Source organism: Streptococcus suis S735, assembly GCF_000294495.1.
Classification (GTDB): Bacteria; Bacillota; Bacilli; order Lactobacillales; family Streptococcaceae; genus Streptococcus; species Streptococcus suis.
In genome coordinates this window covers 1,516,212-1,538,817 of sequence record NC_018526.1, presented here as the reverse complement: position 1 = coordinate 1,538,817, position 22,606 = coordinate 1,516,212, and the positions used below count along the sequence as shown (strand labels likewise).

The 22,606-nt window shown below is 42.3% G+C and carries 25 protein-coding genes and 1 pseudogene; 19 read left to right on the top strand and 7 right to left on the bottom strand.

Features of this window, described 5'->3' with window-relative positions; translation table 11 throughout:
- Positions 1-27: 27 nt before the first annotated feature.
- Complete coding sequence (locus YYK_RS07680; RefSeq protein ID WP_012775309.1) at positions 28-1,077, top strand: FAD:protein FMN transferase; 1,050 nt, start codon at positions 28-30, stop codon at positions 1,075-1,077.
- Positions 1,070-2,026: a 1,4-dihydroxy-2-naphthoate polyprenyltransferase gene (menA, locus tag YYK_RS07675; RefSeq protein ID WP_014636492.1), complete on the top strand. Its 957-nt coding sequence runs from the start codon at positions 1,070-1,072 to the stop codon at positions 2,024-2,026. Before YYK_RS07680 ends, menA begins: the two co-directional genes overlap by 8 nt.
- A gap of 307 nt (positions 2,027-2,333) precedes the next feature.
- On the opposite strand, the gene YYK_RS07670 is transcribed toward menA, so the two are convergent.
- From YYK_RS07670 to YYK_RS07640, 7 genes are read right to left on the bottom strand one after another with little or no spacing between them, the layout of a single operon-like run.
- Positions 2,334-2,762, bottom strand: a complete 429-nt coding sequence (locus tag YYK_RS07670; RefSeq protein WP_012775307.1) for a NusG domain II-containing protein — start codon at positions 2,760-2,762, stop codon at positions 2,334-2,336.
- 52 nt (positions 2,763-2,814) lie between these two features.
- Positions 2,815-3,162 (bottom strand): hypothetical protein, encoded by a 348-nt coding sequence (locus tag YYK_RS07665; RefSeq protein ID WP_012027660.1) that lies wholly within the window; start codon positions 3,160-3,162, stop codon positions 2,815-2,817.
- On the bottom strand, positions 3,152-3,496 hold the full coding sequence (locus YYK_RS07660; protein WP_012027659.1) for a hypothetical protein: 345 nt from the start codon (positions 3,494-3,496) through the stop codon (positions 3,152-3,154). Before YYK_RS07660 ends, YYK_RS07665 begins: the two co-directional genes overlap by 11 nt.
- Before the next feature lie 12 nt (positions 3,497-3,508).
- Positions 3,509-4,591 (bottom strand): DUF3278 domain-containing protein, encoded by a 1,083-nt coding sequence (locus tag YYK_RS07655; RefSeq protein ID WP_012027658.1) that lies wholly within the window; start codon positions 4,589-4,591, stop codon positions 3,509-3,511.
- 10 nt (positions 4,592-4,601) lie between these two features.
- Positions 4,602-4,802: a membrane protein gene (locus YYK_RS07650; protein ID WP_012027657.1), complete on the bottom strand. Its 201-nt coding sequence runs from the start codon at positions 4,800-4,802 to the stop codon at positions 4,602-4,604.
- Between the two features lie 14 nt (positions 4,803-4,816).
- Positions 4,817-5,350: a DUF3278 domain-containing protein gene (locus YYK_RS07645; protein ID WP_012027656.1), complete on the bottom strand. Its 534-nt coding sequence runs from the start codon at positions 5,348-5,350 to the stop codon at positions 4,817-4,819.
- A 10-nt stretch (positions 5,351-5,360) separates the two neighbouring features.
- Positions 5,361-5,549, bottom strand: coding sequence for a helix-turn-helix transcriptional regulator (locus YYK_RS07640; protein WP_012027655.1), 189 nt, complete (start codon positions 5,547-5,549; stop codon positions 5,361-5,363).
- Positions 5,550-5,819: 270 nt separating this feature from the next.
- Between YYK_RS07640 and rsmH the strand changes: the two genes are divergently transcribed.
- From rsmH to der, 17 genes and pseudogenes are all read left to right on the top strand, one after another.
- Positions 5,820-6,770, top strand: a complete 951-nt coding sequence (gene rsmH, locus YYK_RS07635; protein ID WP_002937995.1) for a 16S rRNA (cytosine(1402)-N(4))-methyltransferase RsmH — start codon at positions 5,820-5,822, stop codon at positions 6,768-6,770.
- Positions 6,771-6,780: 10 nt separating this feature from the next.
- On the top strand, positions 6,781-7,104 hold the full coding sequence (ftsL, locus tag YYK_RS07630; RefSeq protein ID WP_012027653.1) for a cell division protein FtsL: 324 nt from the start codon (positions 6,781-6,783) through the stop codon (positions 7,102-7,104).
- The gene (pbp2x, locus tag YYK_RS07625; protein ID WP_014917301.1) at positions 7,104-9,353 is read left to right on the top strand and encodes a penicillin-binding protein PBP2X; all 2,250 of its coding nucleotides are present in this window, start codon (positions 7,104-7,106) and stop codon (positions 9,351-9,353) included. The genes ftsL and pbp2x overlap by 1 nt, the downstream gene beginning before the upstream one ends.
- A 1-nt stretch (position 9,354) precedes the next feature.
- Positions 9,355-10,353, top strand: coding sequence for a phospho-N-acetylmuramoyl-pentapeptide-transferase (gene mraY / locus YYK_RS07620; RefSeq protein ID WP_002937990.1), 999 nt, complete (start codon positions 9,355-9,357; stop codon positions 10,351-10,353).
- A 93-nt stretch (positions 10,354-10,446) separates the two neighbouring features.
- A complete protein-coding gene (locus YYK_RS07615; RefSeq protein ID WP_012027651.1) occupies positions 10,447-11,280 on the top strand; it encodes a hypothetical protein in 834 nt (277 codons plus the stop codon).
- A gap of 78 nt (positions 11,281-11,358) precedes the next feature.
- Complete coding sequence (locus YYK_RS07610) at positions 11,359-12,702, top strand: DEAD/DEAH box helicase (protein ID WP_012027650.1); 1,344 nt, start codon at positions 11,359-11,361, stop codon at positions 12,700-12,702.
- A gap of 17 nt (positions 12,703-12,719) precedes the next feature.
- Positions 12,720-12,944: a DUF4059 family protein gene (locus YYK_RS07605; protein ID WP_002936682.1), complete on the top strand. Its 225-nt coding sequence runs from the start codon at positions 12,720-12,722 to the stop codon at positions 12,942-12,944.
- A 13-nt stretch (positions 12,945-12,957) separates the two neighbouring features.
- Positions 12,958-13,875, top strand: coding sequence for a thioredoxin-disulfide reductase (gene trxB, locus YYK_RS07600; protein WP_002942687.1), 918 nt, complete (start codon positions 12,958-12,960; stop codon positions 13,873-13,875).
- 9 nt (positions 13,876-13,884) lie between these two features.
- Positions 13,885-14,424 carry a YceD family protein gene (locus YYK_RS07595; protein WP_012027649.1) on the top strand — a complete coding sequence of 180 codons (540 nt, stop codon included), beginning with the start codon at positions 13,885-13,887 and terminating at the stop codon, positions 14,422-14,424.
- A gap of 96 nt (positions 14,425-14,520) precedes the next feature.
- The gene (gndA, locus tag YYK_RS07590) at positions 14,521-15,948 is read left to right on the top strand and encodes an NADP-dependent phosphogluconate dehydrogenase (protein WP_012028448.1); all 1,428 of its coding nucleotides are present in this window, start codon (positions 14,521-14,523) and stop codon (positions 15,946-15,948) included.
- Between the two features lie 81 nt (positions 15,949-16,029).
- On the top strand, positions 16,030-16,719 hold the full coding sequence (locus YYK_RS07585; protein WP_012027645.1) for a response regulator transcription factor: 690 nt from the start codon (positions 16,030-16,032) through the stop codon (positions 16,717-16,719).
- Positions 16,720-16,808: 89 nt separating this feature from the next.
- Positions 16,809-17,939, top strand: coding sequence for an AI-2E family transporter (locus tag YYK_RS07580; protein ID WP_014917300.1), 1,131 nt, complete (start codon positions 16,809-16,811; stop codon positions 17,937-17,939).
- 71 nt (positions 17,940-18,010) lie between these two features.
- Positions 18,011-18,502: a transcriptional regulator NrdR gene (nrdR, locus tag YYK_RS07575; protein ID WP_002938341.1), complete on the top strand. Its 492-nt coding sequence runs from the start codon at positions 18,011-18,013 to the stop codon at positions 18,500-18,502.
- Entirely contained in the window at positions 18,489-19,640 is a 1,152-nt protein-coding gene (locus YYK_RS07570) for a replication initiation and membrane attachment family protein (RefSeq protein ID WP_012027643.1), read from the top strand. Before nrdR ends, YYK_RS07570 begins: the two co-directional genes overlap by 14 nt.
- Positions 19,640-20,539, top strand: a complete 900-nt coding sequence (gene dnaI / locus YYK_RS07565; protein WP_012027642.1) for a primosomal protein DnaI — start codon at positions 19,640-19,642, stop codon at positions 20,537-20,539. Before YYK_RS07570 ends, dnaI begins: the two co-directional genes overlap by 1 nt.
- A gap of 83 nt (positions 20,540-20,622) precedes the next feature.
- A pseudogene (locus YYK_RS07560) lies at positions 20,623-21,248 on the top strand (nitroreductase family protein).
- Positions 21,249-21,266: 18 nt separating this feature from the next.
- Positions 21,267-22,577, top strand: coding sequence for a ribosome biogenesis GTPase Der (der, locus tag YYK_RS07555; RefSeq protein WP_012027640.1), 1,311 nt, complete (start codon positions 21,267-21,269; stop codon positions 22,575-22,577).
- Positions 22,578-22,606 lie beyond the last annotated feature (29 nt).

The window sequence follows — 22,606 nt, the reverse complement described above, 5'->3', positions numbered from 1 at the left end:
TCTTATTTTTGGGGGAAGGTAAAATCAGTGAAAAAAATTGCAAGTCTATTGTTCGTGGGCCTACTGATGGTTTTGCTTGTTGCCTGTGGTGGTAAACAAAACGAAAGTTTATCTGTTGTGAAAACTCCGTTGACTCGTAGTGAAAGCTTACTTCACACAGTAGTGCAGTTGAGTATTTATCATGAAAATCAGGAAGAAGCGATGGATGAAGCTGTCTCCTATATCAAGGAGATGGAAAGTCTGTTGTCCACAAACTTGGAAGGGGCAGATGTCTACCGTATCAATCAGGCAGCAGGAAAAGAAGCTGTCAAGGTTGATGAACGTACCTTTGAAGTGATTGAAACAGCTATTGACATGAGTAAAGAAAGTCAGGGGCTATTTGACATTTCCATTGGAGCTGTGAGCAATCTGTGGAAAATTGGAGATGAGGATGCACGTAAGCCGAGTGATGAAGAAATCAAAGCTGCTCTGCCATTTATCAATTATAAAGACATTACTTTAGATAAGGAGAAGAAGACTGTCTTTATCAAAGAAGGAATGACCTTAGAATTAGGAGCCATTTCCAAAGGTTATATTGCAGATAAGGTTAGAGAATTGTTCGCAAGCAAAGGGATTACGACAGCCATCATTAATCTAGGTGGGAATGTAGTGGTTATGGGGGATTCGCCAACGACACAAAATGGTTGGAATGTGGGAGTTCAAGACCCAGACCAAGTGCGTGGATCAACGGTCGGTTCTGTGCCAGGGACACATGATTCGGTTGTTACCTCAGGTATTTATGAGCGCTACTTAGAGGTGGACGGTGTCAAATATCACCATATCCTTGATCCCAAAACTGGCTATCCTGTGGAAAACGATATCTCAGGTGTGACAGTCTTTTCCAAAACATCTATCCAAGGAGATGCCTTCTCCACAACTCTCTTCTTACTAGGTGTGGAAAAAGGTCTTGACTTTATCAATCAGATTGACGGTGTAGAAGCTGTTTTTATCGATAAGGAGCAGGGCGTTCATCTGAGTGATGGCTTGAAAGAAAGCTTTGAATTAACGAATGAGGAGTATCATCTTGTTAATGAATAAATCAACTAAAGGGCTCAGTTTGTCTGTATTTCTAGAATTTGTTGAAATGAAGACCAAGGTAGCTAGTGTTTTTCCGATGACCCTGGGGATTTTATGGAGCCTGTATCGCTATCAAGCTTTCAATTGGCTCAATACTCTCCTCTTCATTATTGCCGTCCTTAGCTTTGACATGTGTACAACTGCCATCAACAATAGCATGGACTACCACAAGGCCAAGGATGAAGCCTATCGTCAGGAAAGCAATGTGATTGGAAAATTCTCCCTAGATTTTCGTCAGATGATTGGAATCGTCCTTGCTCTACTTATTTTTTCTCTACTGGTTTCATTACTCCTTGTATGGCGGACCAGTTGGCTCCTCCTACCGATGGGAGCTCTCTGTTTCCTCATTGGTATCTTCTATACCTTTGGACCTATTCCGCTTTCGAGAATGCCACTGGGTGAAGTTTTCTCTGGAGTAACCATGGGATTTGGCATCTTCTTTCTTGCTGTATTTATTCAGCAACCAGATTTGCTACTGACCAGCCAAGTGAGCGGTCAGTGGATGACTTTGCAATTTTCTTGGATAAAAATAATTGAAATTATTTTCATGTCCATTCCTCTGGTAACCTTGATTGCTAATATCATGTTGGCTAACAACACCTGTGATTTAGAAGAAGATATTCGCAACCATCGTTATACTCTGGTTTACTATATTGGCAAGAAAAATGCTCTTAAATTGTATTTTGTCTTGGCAAGTTTACCATGGTTGCTGTGGATAATCTACTGTCTGATAGGATTCTTACCAATTTGGGCATTGGCCGGTTTAATCGGAGTTTGGCCTGCTTATAAGAGTCTAGAAACATTTTTGAAAAAGCAACTCAAACGGGAAACCTTTATCGAGGCAGTAAAGAGTTTTGTACTCTTTGCGCTGCTATATGTGGTGATACTTGCTTTAGCCCTTATTTTCTAAAAAGGAAAGACACAGTCGTTCATCAGGCTGTGTCTTCTTTGTTATATCGTCATTTAGTTTTTCTTTTATTACTTCGACGAGCGAGGAAACATCGTTTCCTAATTTCCAACTTCAAACACTCCACTGGAGTATTTGAACGCGCCTTGTCTGATTGAAACAGTCTGGGGGACTGTTTCAAGTCAATGCCTAGAAATAAGAAAGCATTGAGTTATGCCTGCGGCTTTTGATGCGAACTTTGTTCGCTTTATCTCCAACCTCCAAAGATTTCCCAAACCTTTGGAGCTAGTACTAAAAGTAAACTAAAAGACTATAGTGGTAAAATAAGTTCTTCTTCGTCAGTGTTTTCCCCGCCAACGGATTTGATTTCAATCAACAGGTTATGTGGCAGGCAGACGGAGAGTTGACCTGGCTGGCTAATCCAGCTGGTCATAACGGCGATTTGGTCTGGGCTATTGTCTTCCTTGACACGAATGCGTTCGCCATCAACTTCAATGATATTGTATTGCCCTTCATTGGGATAGTAGGTCTTTTCTTGACGGGGTGTGTCCTTTGATAATTCAAATTGGTCGACCACCTCACCATTGATGCGGACATAGGCAATTGTTTTTGCCTCATTTGCATCTGTTGTCAGTTGTGTGTAGGTAAAAATTGCTGGAAGAAAGGATAAAACTAGGGTGAATCCGATTAAGATATAATCAAATAGTTTGAGTTGTTTGAGAATGGATTTGAATGTCATATACAATCTATTTTATAGAAAAAATCCTACTTTGTAAAATGTTGGATACAGACTACTTTTTCAATTGTCCAATAAAGAGCAGGAGAGCAAATATTCCCCAAAATCCAGCTAGGAGTGGTTTGATTTGACCAGTGAAAAATCCAATGGAGAAGGTTAGGACAAGACCTGCAAAGAGAAAACATAGCAGTGGTTTACGATAAAGATGGATAGCTTCTTGGACAGCATTTGATTCTGGACTGGTAGTTTGCCAGTCACTATTCAAGATTGGAAGTATAGTGAACGGTAAGATAAAGATTGGTGGATTGTCCCCAGTCAGGTAGCTATGTATATACAGGCTACAAAATGTTGTATAGGAGAGAACAATCAAAGTGAGTATAAGTTTCGGTTTGTTAACGTTCATCTGTTTTCTCCTTTTTGAAATACAATCGATAAAGAATAGCCAGAGCAAATCCAGCAGGAAGGATGAGGATATGTGGTTTGACATGTCCTAGCCAAATGCCCACGGAATAGGTCAAGGTCATGGCAAACAGGGCAAAGATGGCTTGAATGATAAAGTATCGTTTTTCTTCTTCTGTTTTAAAGGATCTGATAATCTGAATGGGCGGTAACATGAGCAAGAATGAACCGCTAATCGGCTCATTGACCATGTAAGAGTAGATGAAGAATGCAGAAAATAAAGCATAAAATAGAACAAAAAATCGACAGGTTTGTTTGGGTGTAAAAGGTTTATTCATTAGGTCTGCTCCTTATTTTTTCTTGGCAGTATCTGCTTCCAGTTTTTGCAGATAGGCAAGGGCAGACAGGGCTAGACTGGCAAAGAGGCCCATCATACCACCGAAGAGGAGGGATTTGACGTGGAAGCTGGAGGCCAGTAGGGGAAGCTGGAGGCTAAAGAGGTCTGACAGCCCAGCAAAGAGGCTAGATAGCAGGGCAACACCCAGTCCCCAAACGAGTGGATTGAGGGTCTGTCCTTGTCTTTCCTCAGGACTTAGTTCCTCCATGTCATATTGAGGCAGGTCAGCATGGAGGGTGCGCATATTAACGATACCAATTAGGATAATACTGAAGAAGGCAATTATCATTGGATAGTAGGCAGCCACCTCCACAGGATAGCGGTAGGCTAGGAAGTAGGCGATGGCATTTCCAAGAGCTAGGAAGTAGAAGTAGTAGATAAAGGCCTGTCCGCCGATAGCATCAGCCTCGGCCTGTCGGTATTCGTCTAAAGGACCGCGGATACCATAAAAACGTTTAATCATATTTTTGATCCACTTGGGTTCTTCTTTTGAAATAGCAGAGCTGATAGTTAGGTTTTCTGCCTTTTTCATGCGCTTGCGTAACATGATTTCAAGAGCAATGCCCGTGAAAATACCACCTAGACAGGCTGCAAGGAATTTTCGGAGGTCAAATAGGTGGTCGAAAGGGTTGAGCCCCTCCATCCAGGCACCAAAAACAACAGTCCAAATGTACATAACGGCAGTGAAATAGAGGGCGAATTTGATACTTGCTCCCTTGAGCTGCTTCTGTTCCTTGGTAGTCAGTTCCTCTACATCTAAACTGTCCACTTGGCTGTGGCGCATCTTGGATGTCATATACATACTGGAGGAAAGAGTGGATAGGAGTAGAGCAGTTGGGTAGCCATAGGCAACGACTTCTGGGTAGCGTTTGGATAGAGCGAGTGCCAGTAGGGTAAGAGCCATGGTGCCCCAAAAGAGCAGGATAAAGCAGGTATTGCCTAGTCGGGAGGCTTCTTTTTGGCGAAATTCATCCAAGGGTCCTGCGATACCGTAAAATCGTTTGATTAATTTATCTTGAAAGGTTTCTTTTTTCATAAGCAGCTCCTTATTTTTGAACGAACAATGGTAAGATGTAAACAAAGCCTAAGAAGTAGATGGTCCCAGCAATCAGCAATTGTAGCCAAAATTTTGCTTGGCTGATGGTGTGCAAGATTTCTGCTCCGCTATTGCCCCAAAGCTGAAAGAGGACAAAGAGCGGGATAAAAATAAGGGTAGAGATAAGAGCTTGACGTATATTCTTTTTCATGGTTTTTCTTCCTTTTATTTGTTTGCGAGAATTTTCTTTTGTAACTGCTTCTTACAATAGTAGTAATGGATGAAGGTGATAGCTCCTGCAACAATTAACCGACCTAGTAGGAGGGTCGGGTCTGTTAGTTCTTCAAGAAATACAGACCATTCTTTATAGAAAGCAGGGGCAGTCGTGGAAGCCAGGAAGGCTCCGAAAAATGTGCTACGACTACTTTTTACAAGAGATTTATTGAGCTTGGTCACATTAATTTCATCCTCATAGCTTTGACTAATGCCATTTTTCAAGGCAAGGTGGGAAGCTAAGGCTTGCGTGAAACCGATGATTAGTATATTGGTTAGGGGGAGCAGAAAGCCAACTTTTTCAGGTTGTCGTAGGGCAATAAGAAGTGCAATCGTATTTCCTATTAGCAGGATAGGAAAAACAATCATGACAATGGTGTTACTGAGGCGATAGCTTTCTTGCAGACGCATTTCATCCATGGGACCACTAATGGAATAAAAATCCTTGGTTGCTTGATTGAGAATTTTTGTAAAAATATCTTTCATGATGAACTCCTTATTGATTCCAAAAGAGACTATTAAGGTCAGTCTGTAAAGCTTTGGCTAGGTTGATACAGAGGTCTAGCGAGGGGTTGTACTTGTTGTTTTCAATCATATTGATGGTCTGCCTGGATACGCCGATAGCCTTGGCCAGATCCAGCTGGGAAATCCCAAGCAATAGGCGATAATCTTTGACACGGTTCATGTGCCCTCCTTTCTATGTCAATTATATCTGACATACTTGGCTAAAAATGAGAGGATAGGTTGACTATCCTTTTAAATTGTTGTCAATTATATCCGACATACAAGTGTAAAAAAATGTGGGAGACCTCCCTGTTGATGTCAACTATATGTGACATGTTTCTTTACTGTTAGTATATACCTGTTCATATAAGTTGTCAACTATATTTGACAGTTTTTTTGTAAAAAGTTTGCAACAACTTTTTATTTTAATTTGTGGTACAATGGAAAAGATATGACCAAGGAATTTAATCACACAACTGTTCTCTTGCATGAGACAGTCGATATGTTAGACATCAAACCCAATGGAATTTATGTAGATGCAACGCTGGGTGGAGCGGGTCATAGTGAGTACCTGCTCAGTCAGTTGACGGATGGTGGGCATCTTTATGCCTTTGATCAGGATCAGACTGCTATTGATCATGCCCATATTCGCTTGGCATCCTACATTGAAAAGGGACAAGTGACCTTTATCAGGGATAATTTCCGTAATCTCAAGACTCGCTTGGCGGAGCTAGGTGTAACAGAGATTGATGGGATTTGTTATGATTTAGGAGTATCTAGTCCACAGTTGGATGAGCGGGAGCGTGGCTTTTCTTACAAACAAGATGCTCCGCTTGATATGCGGATGAATCGTGAGGGACATTTGACGGCTTATGATGTGGTCAATAACTATGATTATCACGACTTGGTACGGATTTTCTTTAAATACGGTGAGGATAAATTTTCCAAGCAGATTGCTCGTAAGATTGAACAGGCGCGTGCGGTCAAGCCGATTGAAACAACGACTGAGTTGGCAGAGCTGATCAAATCTGCCAAGCCAGCCAAGGAACTTAAGAAGAAGGGCCATCCTGCCAAGCAGATTTTCCAAGCGATTCGGATTGAAGTCAACGATGAGTTGGGGGCAGCAGACGAATCTATCCAGCAGGCCATTGACTTATTGGCTTTGGATGGACGGATTTCTGTTATTACTTTCCATTCTTTAGAAGATCGTTTGACCAAACAACTCTTCAAAGAAGCAAGTACGATTGATGTTCCAAAAGGTTTGCCATTTATTCCAGATGACTTGAAGGCGCCACTTGAATTGGTCAATCGTAAGCCTATCTTACCTAGTCAAGAAGAATTAGAGGCAAATAATCGCGCGCATTCAGCCAAACTGCGTGTAGCTAAGAAAGTACATAAATAGGAGAGAGTCTATGTTGCAAGAAAAACGTAGAGAAGCCACTATGCGGGTTATCGGTGATAAAATTAGAACCTTCACACGTGTAGAAAAAGCCTTCTATTCAAGCATCGTATTATCTGGATTAGCCCTTGCGATAGGAATTATCTTTATGCAAACGCGGCTTTTGCAACTTCAATCTAGCATGGCCAAAGTCAATCAAGACATTAGCCAAAAACAGATTGAAATTAACGATGCTAAGCAAGCTGTCAATGAATTGACACGTTCAGCTCGCTTGATGGAAATTGCTGAAAAAGCTGGATTAACTTTTAATAATGACAATATTGGAGTAGCCGAATAATGCCCAGAAGAAATAATAAACTCTTGCGGTATGTCTTGAAAAAACGATATGTTCCGTCAAAAAATCGTCGAAGAGTAGGACAGAGCCTACTTCTTTTGACGGTTTTCGTCTTTTTTCTCTTTTTAATCAACTTTGCCTATATTATCGGCACCGATAGTAAATTTGGGGTGGACTTGTCAGAGAGAGCTGATGCGGTACACCAGCGTGAAGTTATCGTTCAAGCTAAACGGGGGACGATATACGACCGTACAGGAATTCCTATTGCGGAAGATTCAACGACCTATACAGTCTATGCCATCATTGACACAGAATATGTGTCAGAACTGAAAAAAGTTTTGTATGTGCAGTCTTCTCAGTTCAGCAAAGTAGCAGAAATCTTTAAAAAGCATCTCGGAATGGAGACAGATTATGTTATGGAGCAGCTGAATCAACCTGAACTGAAGCAGGTATACTTTGGGACCTTAGGTAAGAATATCTCCTATAGTACAATGTCGTCAATCCAAGAAGAGATGAAGGCGGCAGGTATTGAAGGGATTGCCTTTAACGCTAGTCCAGGACGGATGTATCCGAATGGAAATTTTGCTTCAATTTTTGTCGGGTTAGCTAATCTGGTTGAAAACAAGGATGGTAGTTATAGTTTACAGGGTGTGAGTGGTTTGGAATATTATCTGAATGATATTCTGGCTGGTCAAGACGGAAAGGTTATCTACGAGAAAGATAGTCAAGGCCGTGTCCTACCTGGGACAGAAAAGGTTGAAACGGAGACAGTAAACGGGCAGGATGTCTATACGACAATTTCAGCCGATCTACAACGTTCTCTTGAAACCAATATGAATACCTTTTTTGATAACGCCAAAGGGCGATATGCGAATGCAACTTTGGTTTCAGCCAAGACGGGTGAAATACTGGCGACGACCCAAAGGCCAAGCTATGATTCAGATACCAAAGAAGGTCTGGGACAAGAAGGACTGCTAGAGCGGTCACTCTTATATCAAGAGGCCTTTGAGCCTGGTTCAACAATGAAGGTGCTAACAGTAGCGTCAGCTATCGATAACGGCACCTTTGACCCAAATGCATATTATACCAATAATGAGTACGTTATTGCAGACGCGAAAATCAATGACTGGACCCTCAATGCAGGTTATTCAGCTGTGACTCTCAATTATGCGCAAGGCTTCTCCCTATCCAGTAACGTTGGGATGACCTTATTGCAGCAACAGATGGGAGATGAAAAATGGCTAAATTACCTCACTAAGTTCCGTTTTGGCTACCCAACGCGTTTTGGTATGGGGGACGAGGCGCCAGGAATGGTACCAGAGGATAACATTGTTTCTATCGCCATGTCATCGTTTGGTCAGGGGATTTCTGCAAACCAAGCACAGATGCTTCGTAGTTTTACCGCCATTGCGAACAATGGTATTATGCTAGAGCCTAAATTTATCTCAGCTCTTTATGATCCTAATACAGATACAGCTAGAGTTTCTTCGAAAGAAGAAGTAGGAAATCCAGTTTCTGAACAAGCTGCCGACGATACACTTCGCTATATGATTAATGTCGGTACTGACCCTGTTTATGGTACGCTCTACTCACATGACTTACAGGGGCCTGCAATTCAGGTTGACGGCTATGATATTGCAGTCAAATCAGGTACGGCGGAAATTGCCAGCGAAGATGGTCAAGGGTATATTAAAGGTGCCTACATCAACTCTGTAGTAGCCATGATCCCTGCTGAAGACCCTGAATTTATCATGTATGTGACCATTCGCCAACCGGAAGTATTAAATGTCCTGTCTTGGCGTGACATTGTCAGTCCTACATTGAAAGAAGCGATGCTGTTGAAAGACAATTTGAATCTGGATTCACCTGCACCAGCATTGGCACGGGTCGCTAATGAGACAGAGTATCAATTGCCAGACCTCATTGGTAAGGCACCAGGCGAGTCGGCTGAGGAACTTCGCCGTCAATTAGTTCAACCAGTTATCCTTGGAAACGGTGCTGAAATTAAAAAAGTTTCAGTCGAAAAAGGAAGTAAGGTAATCGCCAACCAACAGGTTCTACTCCTGACAAATAAATTCGAAGAAATGCCAGACTTGTACGCAATCACCAAAGAGAATATGGATATATTTGCTGAATGGACTGGTATCGAAGTGACCTATAAAGGAACGGGTTCAAAAGTAGTCGACCAAAGTGTAGAGGTCGGTACCGCTTTGAATAAAACCAAGAAAATAACAATAACCTTAGGAGACTGACATGCAATTCGCACTTATGTCGGGATTGGTAGCTTTTCTAGCAACCGTTCTCTTAATCCCACGATTTATTACATTTTATCAAGCCAAACGCATTGAGGGGCAACAGATGCACGAAGATGTGAAACAACATCAGTTTAAGGCAGGTACACCAACAATGGGGGGAACAGTTTTTCTCGTTGTTGCGATTCTTGTCAGCTTGTTGTTTGCAACGGCCTTTCAACTGTTGACGGGTGGTGTCCTTGCCATCCTCTTCATCCTTGCCCTTTATGGTGTAGTAGGATTTTTGGATGACTTTTTAAAAATTTTCCGTAAAATAAATGAAGGTCTTAATCCTAAACAAAAGCTTGCTCTACAAATTTTAGGAGGTATTGTCTTCTACTTTGTCCACGTAAGAGGAGCAGGTGGCGGAGAATTGAATGTATTTGGTCACATGGTACATTTGGGAGTTCTCTATTTCCCATTTGTTCTGTTCTGGCTGGTCGGTTTTTCAAATGCAGTTAATTTGACAGATGGCATTGATGGATTGGCTTCTATCTCAGTTGTTATCAGCCTTCTAGCTTACTCTGTCATCGCCTTCAATGAGCAAAAATTTGATATTCTTCTAGTTTGTGTGACCATGATTGGTGGCTTGCTCGGTTTCTTTGTTTATAACCGTAAACCAGCGAAGATTTTCATGGGGGATGTGGGAAGCTTGGCTCTCGGCGGTATGTTGGCAACTATTTCAATTGCCCTCCGTCAGGAATGGACTCTCCTCCTTATCGGCCTGGTCTATGTCATTGAAACGTCCTCTGTTATGTTGCAGGTTTCATATTTTAAATACACCAAAAAACGCTTTGGAGAAGGTCGTCGTATCTTCCGTATGACTCCTTTTCATCACCATTTGGAGCTTGGAGGTTTGACCGGAAAAGCTGAAAAATGGAGCGAGTGGAAAGTTGACTTTTTCCTCTGGTCAGTCGGTCTCATCATGAGCTTGATTACCCTAGCTATTCTTTATCTATAAAATGTCAGAAACAGCAGAAATGCTGTTTTTTTACCTTGACAAATATGGTCGGGGGGGGGGGTAAAATAGAGAGAGAATTGGTGGAGGATAAAAATGGAACAATTCAATCAAGAACAGTTATATGGAGTGGTTATTCAAACCATGACAGCTGCTAGTCAACTTCCTATGGTTAAAGTCAATCGGGAAGAATTTTTGAAGACTCGTTTTAAAGATAGTCCCTATCTAGATAAAATTATTGCGGATGGACCAACGGCGGTCTTCACTACAAAAGCTTTGCGTAAGGAAGCTGAAAAAATCATTAATGATATGACTACGAAAACATCTTTGATTTCTTTCGCAGCTGGTTTACCGGGGAATCCATTTACAGCGGTGGCGGCAGGTACTGCTGATATAGCTCAGTATTTTGGTTTTGCCTTGAATTTGTCGCAACAAATCGCTTATCTTTTTGGTGAAGATGAATTATTTGTTGGTGAAGGGAAGGAAATTTCAGAAGAGGTTCAAATCCGCATTATTGCCTACATTGGTGTCATGTTTGGAGCAGGTGGTTCAGCAGTTCTTCTCAATAAAGTATCCAAGACAGTCGGAGCTAATATCGGTAAAAAAGTAGCTATGCAGGCTTTGACCAAGACAACTTGGTATCCCTTGGTGAAAAAGGTAGCCGCAGTGATTGGTGTGAAAATTACCAAAAAGACTGTTGAAAAGACCATTGCCAATGCAGTTCCTATTTTGGGTGGTCTGATTTCAGGAGGTTTGACCTATTTTACCTTCCAGCCCATGGGAGGGATGTTGGCAGACACATTTGTGAAAAAAATAAATGGTGATTTTGATGGCGAATTAGAACTCACTGAGGCCTTTAAAGCAAGTTTGGAAGAAGAGAAGGAACTTGGAATTATTGAGGCAGAATTTACTGAAGCAAGTGAGAGTTGATTAGGACGGGTATCCGTCCTTTTTGCTTGTCCACCTAAATCGTGCTATAATAGAGGGAATACAACTAAAGAGGAAACTATGAAATTTACAGATATGAAACTCAAGCCTTATATTCAGGAGGCTTTGAAAGAAATTAACTTTGTCCAGCCGACAGAAGTTCAGGAGAAATTGATTCCTGTTGTTTTGTCAGGGCGAGACTTGATAGGGGAATCAAAAACAGGTTCAGGTAAGACCCATACCTTCTTGATCCCGATTTTTCAAAAATTAAATGAGGAATTGGACCAAGTTCAGGCTGTTATTACAGCCCCATCTCGTGAACTGGCTACTCAGATTTATCAAGCGGCACGCCAGTTGGCTAGTCATTCGGACACAGAAGTTCGTGTGACCAATTATGTTGGCGGTACGGATAAGAACCGTCAAATTGACAAGCTTCAAGCTAGTCAGCCTCACATTGTTGTTGGGACACCAGGGCGTATCTATGATTTGGTCAAATCAGGTGACCTTGCTATCCATAAAGCCAAAACCTTTGTGGTTGATGAGGCAGATATGACCTTGGACATGGGCTTTTTGGAAACAGTTGATAAGATTGCTGGCAGCCTGCCAAAAGACTTGCAATTTATGGTCTTTTCAGCGACCATTCCGCAGAAACTCCAACCGTTTTTGAAAAAATACTTGTCCAATCCAGTCATGGAACAAATCAAGACCCATACGGTCATTTCGGATACCATTGAAAACTGGCTGATTTCAACCAAGGGGCGTGACCGTAATGCTCAAATCTTGGAAGTAACCAAGCTCATGCAACCTTACTTGGCCATGATTTTTGTCAATACAAAGACACGTGCAGATGAATTGCATAGCTATTTGACTGCGAACGGTCTTCGTGTCGCAAAGATTCATGGGGATATTCCTCCACGTGAGCGCAAGCGGATGATGAACCAGGTGAAGAACTTGGACTATCAGTACATTGTTGCAACGGATTTAGCAGCACGTGGGATTGATATTGAGGGCGTCAGTCATGTCATCAATGATGCCATTCCACAGGATCTTTCCTTCTTTGTTCACCGTGTGGGGCGCACAGGTCGTAATGGTTTATCAGGCATTGCCATTACCCTTTATCAGCCAAGCGATGATGCAGATATTCGAGAGCTAGAAAAACTCAATATCAAATTCTTGCCAAAAGAAATGAAAAATGGCGAATTTGTCGATACCTACGACCGTGACCGCCGTGCTAACCGTGAAAAATCTCGTGAAAAACTAGATTTGGAAATGATTGGCTTGGTCAAGAAGAAAAAGAAAAAAGTCAAACCAGGCTACAAGAAGAAAATTCAATGGGCTGTTGATGAAAAACGTCGCAAGACCAAGCGAGTTGAAGCGCGTGCAAAGGGTCGTGCAGAACGTAAAGCCAAGCGTCAAACCTTTTAAAGTAATCGAGGAAAAAGATGTTACAAAACATTCTAAGTTTTTATTTACAAGGATTGCTAATAGCTTCCTTGTTGATTATCACTTCTAGTCTGGTCTGGTTTATCTGGCGTGCGACAAAGGGTGTGGATAAAACCTTGCAAGAACGACAAGATTTCTTGTTTGATTTGTTGATGATTAATGTGATGACAATTCCCATTGCAGCCTTTGGAGTAGTGGGAATCTTATTAATGTTTAAAGCGTAGAAGGAAAAAGTATATGTACGATACAGTTGTAATTGGTGCGGGTCCTGCGGGGATGACTGCAGCTCTTTATGCAGGGCGTAGCAATTTAAAGGTAGCTCTTTTGGAACGTGGTATTTATGGTGGTCAGATGAACAATACCGCGGAAATTGAAAACTATCCAGGCTATGACCATATTTCAGGTCCAGCCTTGGCTGAAAAAATGTTTGAACCCTTGGAAAAATTCGGTGTGGACCATATTTTTGGCACCCTAGTCCGTATTGAGGAAGAAGGACAAATTAAGAAAGTGATTACTGAGGATGGTGTTTTGGAGACAAAGACAGTCGTTCTAGCCATGGGGGCAAAACACCGTTTGTTAGGTATTCCAGGTGAGGATACTTACAATAGCCGTGGTGTCTCATATTGTGCAGTCTGTGACGGTGCCTTCTTCCGTGGACAAAAACTCTTGGTTGTCGGTGGTGGAGATTCTGCGGTCGAAGAAGCTCTCTTCTTAACACAGTTTGCGGAGTCTGTGACAATTGTTCACCGCCGTGATCAGCTTCGTGCTCAAAAAGTCATCCAAGACCGTGCTTTTGCCAATGAAAAAATTAACTTCATCTGGGATAGCGTAGTCGAAGAAATCAAGGGCGATGACTTACGTGTACAAAGCGTGGTTATCAAAAATGTGAAAACAGAGGAAGTCAGCGAACTGGACTTCGGTGGTGTCTTTATCTATGTCGGTCTGGATCCGATGACTGATACAGTTGCGGACCTAGGAATTACAGACGAAGCTGGTTGGGTTATCACTAATGAAAAGATGGAAACGACCCAATCAGGCATTTATGCCATCGGTGATATTCGTCAAAATCAACTTCGTCAGATTGCAACGGCAGTAGGAAATGGTGCAGTTGCTGGACAAGAAGTCTATAACTACATCACAGAACTAGCTGAATAGGGGAATACAATGTTTCATATTTACGATATTCAGAAAAATCTAGATGGCATCTTCTTTGATAAAACCTTGGATTTACAGGAAGAATTGCAAGCTCGAAATGGTGAAGTTCTAGGCTTGTCGCCAGTCCAAGTCACTGGAAATGTCCGTTTTGAATCAGGCTTCTTTTTCTTGGACTATCAGATGACTTATGATATTACCTTGGCATCCAGTCGTTCTCTGCAACCAGTTGTTTTGCATGAGGTCCAAAACGTCAATGAACTCTTTGTTGCCAATGAAGCAGTTCTTAAAGAACAAGATTTGATTGATGAGGATATGGTACTGGTAGTAGAAGATGACCACATTGTCCTTGATGAGAGTGTAGCAGATAATATTTTACTGGCTATACCAATCAAAGTCTTGACACCTGAAGAAGAAGCTGGACAGGAACTACCATCTGGTAAAGCTTGGGCTTTAATGACTGAAGAAGATTTTCAACAAAAAGCTCAAGAGAAAAAAGAAGCCAATAGTCCTTTTGCCCAATTACAAGGGTTATTTGGAGATGAGGACTAACTCAGATTGGCAAGATAGTTAAATTATCTGAAAATTCTTGTCAATTTTAAGCTTTCAGTGTATAATAAAAGAGATACAAATTAGAGGAGTAAACAAATGACTAAAGCAAATTTTGGTGTTGTAGGGATGGCCGTTATGGGCCGCAACCTTGCGCTTAACGTTGAATCACGTGGCTATTCAGTAGCTATTTACAACCGCTCTGCTGATAAAACAGAAGATGTTGTTGCAAGCAACCCAGGTAAAAACTTGGTACCAAGTTACGATGTGGAAAGCTTTGTGGCATCTATCGAAAAACCACGTCGCATCATGCTTATGGTTCAAGCTGGTCCTGGTACAGATGCAACCATTCAAGCGCTCTTGCCGCACTTGGATGAAGGTGACATCTTGATCGATGGTGGTAATACTTTCTACGAAGACACTATCCGTCGTTCAAAAGAATTGGCAAACTCAGGTATTAACTTCATCGGTACAGGTGTATCTGGTGGTGAAAAAGGAGCCCTTGAAGGTCCATCTATCATGCCTGGTGGTCAAAAAGAAGCTTACGAATTGGTGGCAGATGTCTTGGAAGAAATTTCAGCAAAAGCACCAGAAGATGGAGCACCATGTGTGACTTATATCGGTCCAGATGGAGCTGGTCACTACGTAAAAATGGTACACAACGGTATCGAGTATGGTGACATGCAATTGATTGCGGAGTCATATGATTTGATGCAGCACTTGCTTGGCTTGTCAGTGGATGAAATGGCTGACATCTTCACTGACTGGAACCAAGGCGAATTGGATAGTTACTTGATTGAAATCACAGCGGACATCTTGAAACGCAAGGATGACCAAGGTCAAGATGGACCAATTGTTAACTACATCATGGACGCTGCTGGTAACAAGGGTACTGGTAAATGGACTAGCCAATCGTCACTTGACTTGGGTGTGCCATTGTCATTGATTACAGAATCCGTCTTTGCTCGTTATATCTCAACCTACAAAGATGAGCGTGTGGCAGCAAGCAAGGTCCTTCCAAAACCAGCTCCGTTTGCATACGAAGGCGACAAGGCTGAATTGGTAGAAAAAATCCGTCAAGCATTGTACTTCTCAAAAATCATGTCTTATGCACAAGGTTTTGCACAGTTGCGCGTAGCATCAAAAGAAAACAACTGGAACTTGCCATTTGGTGAAATCGCAAAAATCTGGCGTGCAGGTTGTATCATCCGCGCTCGCTTCTTGCAAAAGATTACGGATGCCTACGGACGTGATGAAGACTTGGCAAACTTGCTCTTGGATGAGTACTTCCTTGATGTAACAGCTAAGTATCAACAGGCAGTTCGCGATGTTGTTGCCTTGGCAGTTCAAGCAGGAGTTCCTGTACCAACATTCTCAGCAGCTATTACCTACTTCGATAGCTACCGTGCTGAAAACTTGCCAGCGAACTTGATTCAAGCACAACGTGACTACTTTGGTGCTCACACTTATAACCGTAAAGATAAAGAAGGAATCTTCCATTACGACTGGTATAGCGAATCAAAATAGAAAAGATGGGCGTGGAAGCGCCCTTCTTTCTAGTCATAATACGATTCCTACACCATTTGAAAGAATAGAAAAGGATGGACAATGGCTAAGAAAATTTTGATTGCTGGTAAAGAACGCAATCTCTCGCATTTTGTTTCCATGGAATTGCAAAAAAAAGACTATCTTGTTGATTATGCATCGACAGGGAAAGAGGCTATGTCCTTGGCACATGAAACGGATTTTGACTTGATTCTGATGAGTTTTCAGCTTTCAGACATGTCCAGCAAGGAATTGGCTACAGAACTGTTAGCGATAAAACCAGCCACGGTCATGATTGTGGTAGTTGAGCCGACAGAAGTTAGTCAATATGGGGAAGAAGTCCTCTCTTATGCTGTTTCCTACGTGGTGAAGCCCTTTGTCATTAGTGATTTAGTGGAGCAAATCTCTGCGATTTTTCGTGGTCGTGACTTTATTGACAATAACTGTAAACAGGTTCACATGCATGCGGCCTATCGTGATTTGAAGGTTGATTTTCAAAATCGAACAGTGACTCGAGGTGATGAATTGATTAATTTGACCCGCCGAGAGTATGATCTGCTGGCAACCTTAATGAATAGCCCAGAGCCTGTTAGTCGAGAACAACTTCTTGAGCGTGTTTGGAAATATGAAGCGGCTTCTGAGACCAATGTCGTCGATGTATATATTCGCTATCTACGTGGTAAACTGGATTTGCCACATCAAGATTCATATATAAAAACAGTTCGTGGTGTCGGATATGCCATGCGCGATTGATTTAGAGTAGAGAGGAGGGAAGCTTTCCCTCTTTCTTTTTCTATAAGCGTGTGATAAAATAATAGCCAATAAGTAAGAATGGAAAAGTTATGAATACATCATTTAAAGAAAAAGTCATATTGATACTCTTATCTGGAGCGACATTATTAGCTGTTCTCAACTGGTCTAGTATTTATGGGGCTATTCAACAATTATTGGGCAGTATGAATTCGCTTTTTATTGGAGCTATTTTTGCCTTTATTCTCAATGTTCCCATGAAAAAATTAGAAGATCAGTTTGAAAAAATTTCTTTTTTAAAGAAATCCAAGCGGTCTTTGGCAATTGTTGGAGTATTAATTGGATTTGCTTTAATTGTGACAGGACTGGTAGTGATTGTTCTTCCTACATTGGTGACGACTGTTTCAGAACTGGTTTCGGTTAGCAGCACAGCCATTCCAAAATCGGTAAATGCCCTGACTAATTTTCTTGAATCAAATGGTCTTTTGTCGGGACAAATCGGAGACCAGATTGCCAGCTTTTTGGATCAGGTGAAGAATTTAACACTTATTTCAAGTTTGGTCACACCGATTTTATCTGGCTTGGTGTCCAATGTGACGGGGATTTTTTCGAACACTATGACGTTGATAATGGCTTTCTTCTTCACTCTAGCGATTTTAGGGAGCAAGGAACACTTGCAGGCGATGACGAGAAAGTTCTTGCAGGCTACCTTGCCAGAGAAGGCTGTCAGAGTAGTGAACTATATTGGAGAAGTTATTGTTGATACCTATGACCGATTCTTGATGAGTCAGATTGTTGAGGCATGTATCATTGGGACACTTGTCTTTGTTAGTTATTCGCTCTCAGGAATTCCTTATGCCAGCATGGCTGGTATTTTGGCTGGGGTCCTATCATTTGTACCTTATATCGGTCCCTTTTCAGCGTGTTTGATTAGTGCTCTCTTTGTGGCGGTACAAAATCCGCTCTTGGCACTCTGGTCTATCGCCCTTTTCCAGATTATTCAGCTGATAGAAGGAAATGTGATTTACCCGCGCGTGGTTGGTCAATCAGTTGGTCTTCCGACCCTCTTTACCCTGGCTGCAGCCCTGATTGGTGGTAATTTGTTTGGCCTACTTGGTATGGTCTTCTTTACCCCAATTTTTGCGGTTGTCTATCGCTTGGTTCGTGAATGGGTTGCCAGTCGATTGAAGAAGCAAGATGAATTATTGGTAGAAAGTGAGTAATTCTCGCTTTCTTTTATTTTTGTCATTTTTATGCTATACTGAAGTGATAAAGTTTATGTAGGAGAAAGAGTATGCGTTGTCCAAAATGTCAGAGTTTGAAATCAAGTGTCATTGATAGTCGTCAGGCTGAAGATGGCAATACCATCCGTCGTCGTCGTTCCTGCGACCAATGTGGTCAACGTTTTACCACCTATGAACGGATTGAAGAGAAAACTCTAGTCGTTGTGAAAAAAGACGGAACTAGAGAGCAGTTTTCACGTGAAAAGATTTTCAATGGGATTATTCGTTCTGCTCAAAAGCGCCCTGTGTCAACCGATGATATTGATGAAGTGGTGAATCGGATTGAACAGAAGGTTCGAGCACAAGGTGATAGTGAAATAGAATCCGATGTCATTGGGAATTTGGTAATGGAAGAATTGGTCGAATTGGATGAAATCACTTATGTGCGTTTTGCATCGGTTTATCGTTCTTTCAAAGATGTTGGAGAGCTAGAAAATTTGCTTAAGCAGATGATCTCCAAAGGAAGTAAGGTAAAACCGGGAAAAAAAGATGAAACCAAATGATTTATTTGCCTATATAAAAATCAGCCCGTTTACACCTGATATTGTCAGTCTTAGCAAATGCTACCAGCCGATTATCGGTTTTGATGCATTAGCGCTTTATTATTACTTTTATAGTTTTGCCGATCAAGGGCAAGGACGTTACAAATGGACTGTCATTCTCAATCACATGGATTTTGGGATGAATCGTTTGGAGAAGGCTCTGGATGTTCTGACTGCCATGGGGCTCCTAGAACTCTATCGTGCAGATGAATTAACAGGTTTGGCGCTACAAGCCCCTCTGACCGTAAAAAGTTTTCTAGCGAAACCCTTGTATAAGAACTTGTTGGCAAGGAAGATTGGGGAGTCAAGTATGGAGAATCTGCTTGTTCACCAACCCAATCAAGAACAAAATATTTCAAAAACATTTTCTCAGGTCTTTACCATGGATGGGCAGGCTCCAGTTGTTTTTGAACCGAAACATGATTTTGACTGGTCTGCCTTCAAGGCATTAATGGCTAAAGATAAGCTTCTTTTTCAGGATGAAGCTGAGGATATTATTGCGCTTAGTTACATAGCAGAGCAGGCAGGTTGGACCTGGTTGGAAACCTATCGGCAGGCTAAAGCAACAGCTATTGGACAGATGATCTCGACCAAACGCTTGCAGCAGTCACGTCAGTCATTGCCAACAGAAAGCGCCAACCTCACTGCCCAAGAACAAGCCATTGTTCGTGAAGCGAAATCAAAATCCAGCCTAACCTTCCTGTCCTTTATCAAGGAGCAACGGAAGGCAGCGGTGACAGGAACAGAACGAAAATGCTTGACGGATTTGGCCAATTTGGGTCTGCTTGACGAAGTTATCAATGTCTTGGTCCTCTATACCTTTAACAAGGTGGACTCAGCCAATCTAAATGAAAAATACGCTATGAAGCTGGGCAATGATTTTTCCTACAAGGGAATTGGCAGTGCAGAGGCAGCTGTTCTTTATCTAAGAGAGTTAAAGACAGGTCAAGCTGTTACCAAGTCGAGCCAGCCACAGAAAAGCAATGTGCCTGAGTGGAGTAAGGAAGAGGTTGTCATGGATAACAGTCCTGAAGCTCAGGCAAGAATGGAAGCGCTTAGGAAACGAATGTTAGAAAACGAAAGTAAGGGAGGTAGCTGATGAAATCAGTTCAAGACAGGTTGTCGCAGGCAACCAATCCAAGTTCAAAATCTTATCAGCAACTCTATCAGGAGATAGTGAGTGATCCTGAAGTCGCTGCTTTTATCAAAAAAGAAGGTTTGACTCAGCAGGAAATCACCCTCTCCATTTCTAAGTTTTTGGAATATATCAGTCAGCGTGACCTTTTTGTCAAACAAGATGAGACTTATATTGCAAAAGGCTATCAACCTGTTTTGGTTATGAATGAGGGCTATGCAGATGTGTCCTATCTTGAAACAGAGGAATTGGTCGAATACCGTCGTTTGGAAGCTATTAAGAACCGCATTCAGCTCATCAATATGCCTCAGGCTCTCAAAAAAGTTACTATCGCTGATTTAGATTTCACAGACAGTAATCGTATAGAGGTCTATGATGCCATTGATGCTTTTGTTGAACAGGTCGGCGAACACTATAAAGGTTTGTATCTATATGGTGATTTTGGAATTGGGAAGAGTTTTTTGATGGCTTACATGGCCCATCGCCTATCAACCAATCGCCACCTCTCGACCACCATTCTGCATTATCCGACCTTTGTTGTCGATATAAAAAATGCCATCAAAGATGGCTCTGTCAAGGAGCGGATTGATGAAATCAAGCTGGCTCAGGTCTTGGTACTAGATGATATCGGAGCGGAGCAACATAGTCCGTGGGTGCGCGACGATGTTTTACAGGTCATTCTTCAATACCGCATGCAGGAAAATCTGCCAACCTTCTTTACTTCCAATTTCTCCTTTGATGAGTTGGAACGGCATTTTGCATCTGGCAAGTCTGGTGATGAGACCTGGCAGGCCCAACGGGTTATGGAGCGGATTCGCTATCTGGCTCGCGATTTGCATTTGAAAGGAAATAACCGCCGATGAATGAAACCATTGATTTGATGCTGAATCATACTTCCGTCCGTCGTTTTACGGAAGAGCCCATTGAGGTGGAACATTTGCAAGCTATTATATCAGCTGGGCGAGCTGCATCTAGCTGGAAGAATTTCCAGTCTTATTCCATCATTGTGGTGCAGTCGGAGAAGAAAAAAAGGCACTCTATGACCTGGTGCCCCAGCCAGCTATTTTACAGGCTCAGGCTATTCTGGTTTTTGTGGGCGACCATAATCGTGCCAGCAAGGCGGCTCAACTCCATGGTTCAGACTTTGATGCCAAAGGAACAGAGAATCTCCTGATTTCTTCTGTTGATGCGAGCCTAGCAGGGCAAAACGCCCTCTTGGCAGCTGAAAGTCTGGGCTACGGCGGGGTCTTTATCGGTATGATTCGCCATAAGGCCATGGCAATAGCAGAGCTGTTCAACTTGCCAGATTATACCTATCCCATTTTCTGTATTGCCTTGGGTCGACCAGCCCAAAACCATCCTGTTAAACCACGTTTGGAAAGCGAAGCCATTGTCTTTCAGGAAGAATATGTGGAGCAAGGCGTGGAAGTAATCCAAGCCTACGACCAAGTTCAGACAGCCTATGCAGGTGCCCGTCAGACAGAATCCTGGTCTGAGCGTATGGTTGCCCAGTTTGGTCAGGCTGAACAACCAGAAACAAAGTCTATCTTAGAAAAGAATAAATTATTGTAAACTAGAAGAGGAGGAGCTATGGCTCTACCAACTATCGCCATCGTTGGCCGTCCCAACGTTGGTAAATCAACACTATTTAACCGTATTGCGGGGGAACGCATTTCTATTGTAGAAGACGTTGAAGGTGTGACCCGCGACCGTATTTATGCTACTGGTGAGTGGCTCAACCGTAAGTTTTCCCTGATTGATACAGGTGGTATTGATGATGTGGATGCACCTTTCATGGAGCAAATCAAGCATCAGGCTGAGATTGCCATGGATGAAGCGGATGTTATCGTCTTTGTCGTATCAGGCAAGGAAGGTGTGACGGATGCTGACGAGTATGTATCGCGTATCCTTTATAAGACAAACAAACCAGTTATTTTGGTTGTCAATAAAGTAGATAACCCTGAAATGCGTAATGACATCTACGATTTCTATTCACTCGGTCTTGGCGATCCTTATCCAGTATCTTCTGTACACGGTATCGGAACAGGGGATGTCTTGGACGCTATCATTGAAAACCTACCAGCTCAGGAAGCAGAAGAAAATCCAGATATTATCAAGTTCAGCTTGATTGGTCGTCCAAACGTTGGTAAATCAAGTTTGATTAACGCTATTTTGGGTGAAGAGCGCGTGATTGCGTCGCCTGTTGCTGGAACGACTCGTGATGCTATTGATACGCACTTTACAGACCCAGAAGGTCAAGAATTTACCATGATTGATACCGCAGGGATGCGCAAGTCTGGTAAGGTCTATGAAAATACCGAGAAATACTCTGTTATGCGTGCCATGCGTGCCATTGAACGCTCGGATGTCATATTGATGGTTATCAATGCCGAAGAAGGTATCCGTGAGTATGACAAACGCATCGCAGGCTTTGCCCATGAAGCTGGTAAGGGAATGATTATCGTAGTCAACAAGTGGGATACGCTTGAAAAAGACAACCATACCATGAAGCAGTGGGAAGACGATATTCGTGACCAGTTCCAATACTTGTCTTACGCACCGATTATCTTTGTGTCAGCCTTGACCAAACAACGCTTGCATAAGTTGCCTGAGATGATTAAGGCCATCAGTGAGAGCCAGAATACCCGTATTCCGTCGGCTGTTCTCAACGATGTTATCATGGACGCCATTGCCATCAACCCAACACCGACCGACAAGGGCAAACGCCTCAAGATTTTCTATGCGACTCAGGTTGCGACCAAACCACCGACCTTTGTGGTCTTTGTCAACGAAGAAGAGCTCATGCACTTCTCCTATATGCGTTTCTTGGAAAATCAAATCCGCAAGGCCTTTGTATTTGAAGGGACACCGATTCATCTGATTGCACGGAAACGGAAATAAAGAGGGCAACCTCTTTTTTCTTTGCACCT

Excerpts from the sequence above, each read along its gene's own strand:
- nrdR (WP_002938341.1), top strand. The coding sequence starts at position 18,011 with ATGCGTTGTCCAAAATGTCAGAGTTTGAAATCAAGTGTCATTGATAGT.
- YYK_RS07615 (WP_012027651.1), top strand. The coding sequence starts at position 10,447 with ATGGAACAATTCAATCAAGAACAGTTATATGGAGTGGTTATTCAAACC.
- YYK_RS07605 (WP_002936682.1), top strand. The coding sequence starts at position 12,720 with ATGTTACAAAACATTCTAAGTTTTTATTTACAAGGATTGCTAATAGCT.
- YYK_RS07645 (WP_012027656.1), bottom strand. The coding sequence starts at position 5,350 with ATGAAAGATATTTTTACAAAAATTCTCAATCAAGCAACCAAGGATTTT.
- YYK_RS07670 (WP_012775307.1), bottom strand. The coding sequence starts at position 2,762 with ATGACATTCAAATCCATTCTCAAACAACTCAAACTATTTGATTATATC.
- dnaI (WP_012027642.1), top strand. The coding sequence starts at position 19,640 with ATGAAATCAGTTCAAGACAGGTTGTCGCAGGCAACCAATCCAAGTTCA.
- rsmH (WP_002937995.1), top strand. The coding sequence starts at position 5,820 with ATGACCAAGGAATTTAATCACACAACTGTTCTCTTGCATGAGACAGTC.
- gndA (WP_012028448.1), top strand. The coding sequence starts at position 14,521 with ATGACTAAAGCAAATTTTGGTGTTGTAGGGATGGCCGTTATGGGCCGC.
- YYK_RS07580 (WP_014917300.1), top strand. The coding sequence starts at position 16,809 with ATGAATACATCATTTAAAGAAAAAGTCATATTGATACTCTTATCTGGA.
- YYK_RS07660 (WP_012027659.1), bottom strand. The coding sequence starts at position 3,496 with ATGAATAAACCTTTTACACCCAAACAAACCTGTCGATTTTTTGTTCTA.
- pbp2x (WP_014917301.1), top strand. The coding sequence starts at position 7,104 with ATGCCCAGAAGAAATAATAAACTCTTGCGGTATGTCTTGAAAAAACGA.
- ftsL (WP_012027653.1), top strand. The coding sequence starts at position 6,781 with ATGTTGCAAGAAAAACGTAGAGAAGCCACTATGCGGGTTATCGGTGAT.
- YYK_RS07655 (WP_012027658.1), bottom strand. The coding sequence starts at position 4,591 with ATGAAAAAAGAAACCTTTCAAGATAAATTAATCAAACGATTTTACGGT.
- YYK_RS07585 (WP_012027645.1), top strand. The coding sequence starts at position 16,030 with ATGGCTAAGAAAATTTTGATTGCTGGTAAAGAACGCAATCTCTCGCAT.
- trxB (WP_002942687.1), top strand. The coding sequence starts at position 12,958 with ATGTACGATACAGTTGTAATTGGTGCGGGTCCTGCGGGGATGACTGCA.
- YYK_RS07650 (WP_012027657.1), bottom strand. The coding sequence starts at position 4,802 with ATGAAAAAGAATATACGTCAAGCTCTTATCTCTACCCTTATTTTTATC.
- mraY (WP_002937990.1), top strand. The coding sequence starts at position 9,355 with ATGCAATTCGCACTTATGTCGGGATTGGTAGCTTTTCTAGCAACCGTT.
- menA (WP_014636492.1), top strand. The coding sequence starts at position 1,070 with ATGAATAAATCAACTAAAGGGCTCAGTTTGTCTGTATTTCTAGAATTT.
- der (WP_012027640.1), top strand. The coding sequence starts at position 21,267 with ATGGCTCTACCAACTATCGCCATCGTTGGCCGTCCCAACGTTGGTAAA.
- YYK_RS07665 (WP_012027660.1), bottom strand. The coding sequence starts at position 3,162 with ATGAACGTTAACAAACCGAAACTTATACTCACTTTGATTGTTCTCTCC.
- YYK_RS07595 (WP_012027649.1), top strand. The coding sequence starts at position 13,885 with ATGTTTCATATTTACGATATTCAGAAAAATCTAGATGGCATCTTCTTT.
- YYK_RS07570 (WP_012027643.1), top strand. The coding sequence starts at position 18,489 with ATGAAACCAAATGATTTATTTGCCTATATAAAAATCAGCCCGTTTACA.
- YYK_RS07610 (WP_012027650.1), top strand. The coding sequence starts at position 11,359 with ATGAAATTTACAGATATGAAACTCAAGCCTTATATTCAGGAGGCTTTG.
- YYK_RS07640 (WP_012027655.1), bottom strand. The coding sequence starts at position 5,549 with ATGAACCGTGTCAAAGATTATCGCCTATTGCTTGGGATTTCCCAGCTG.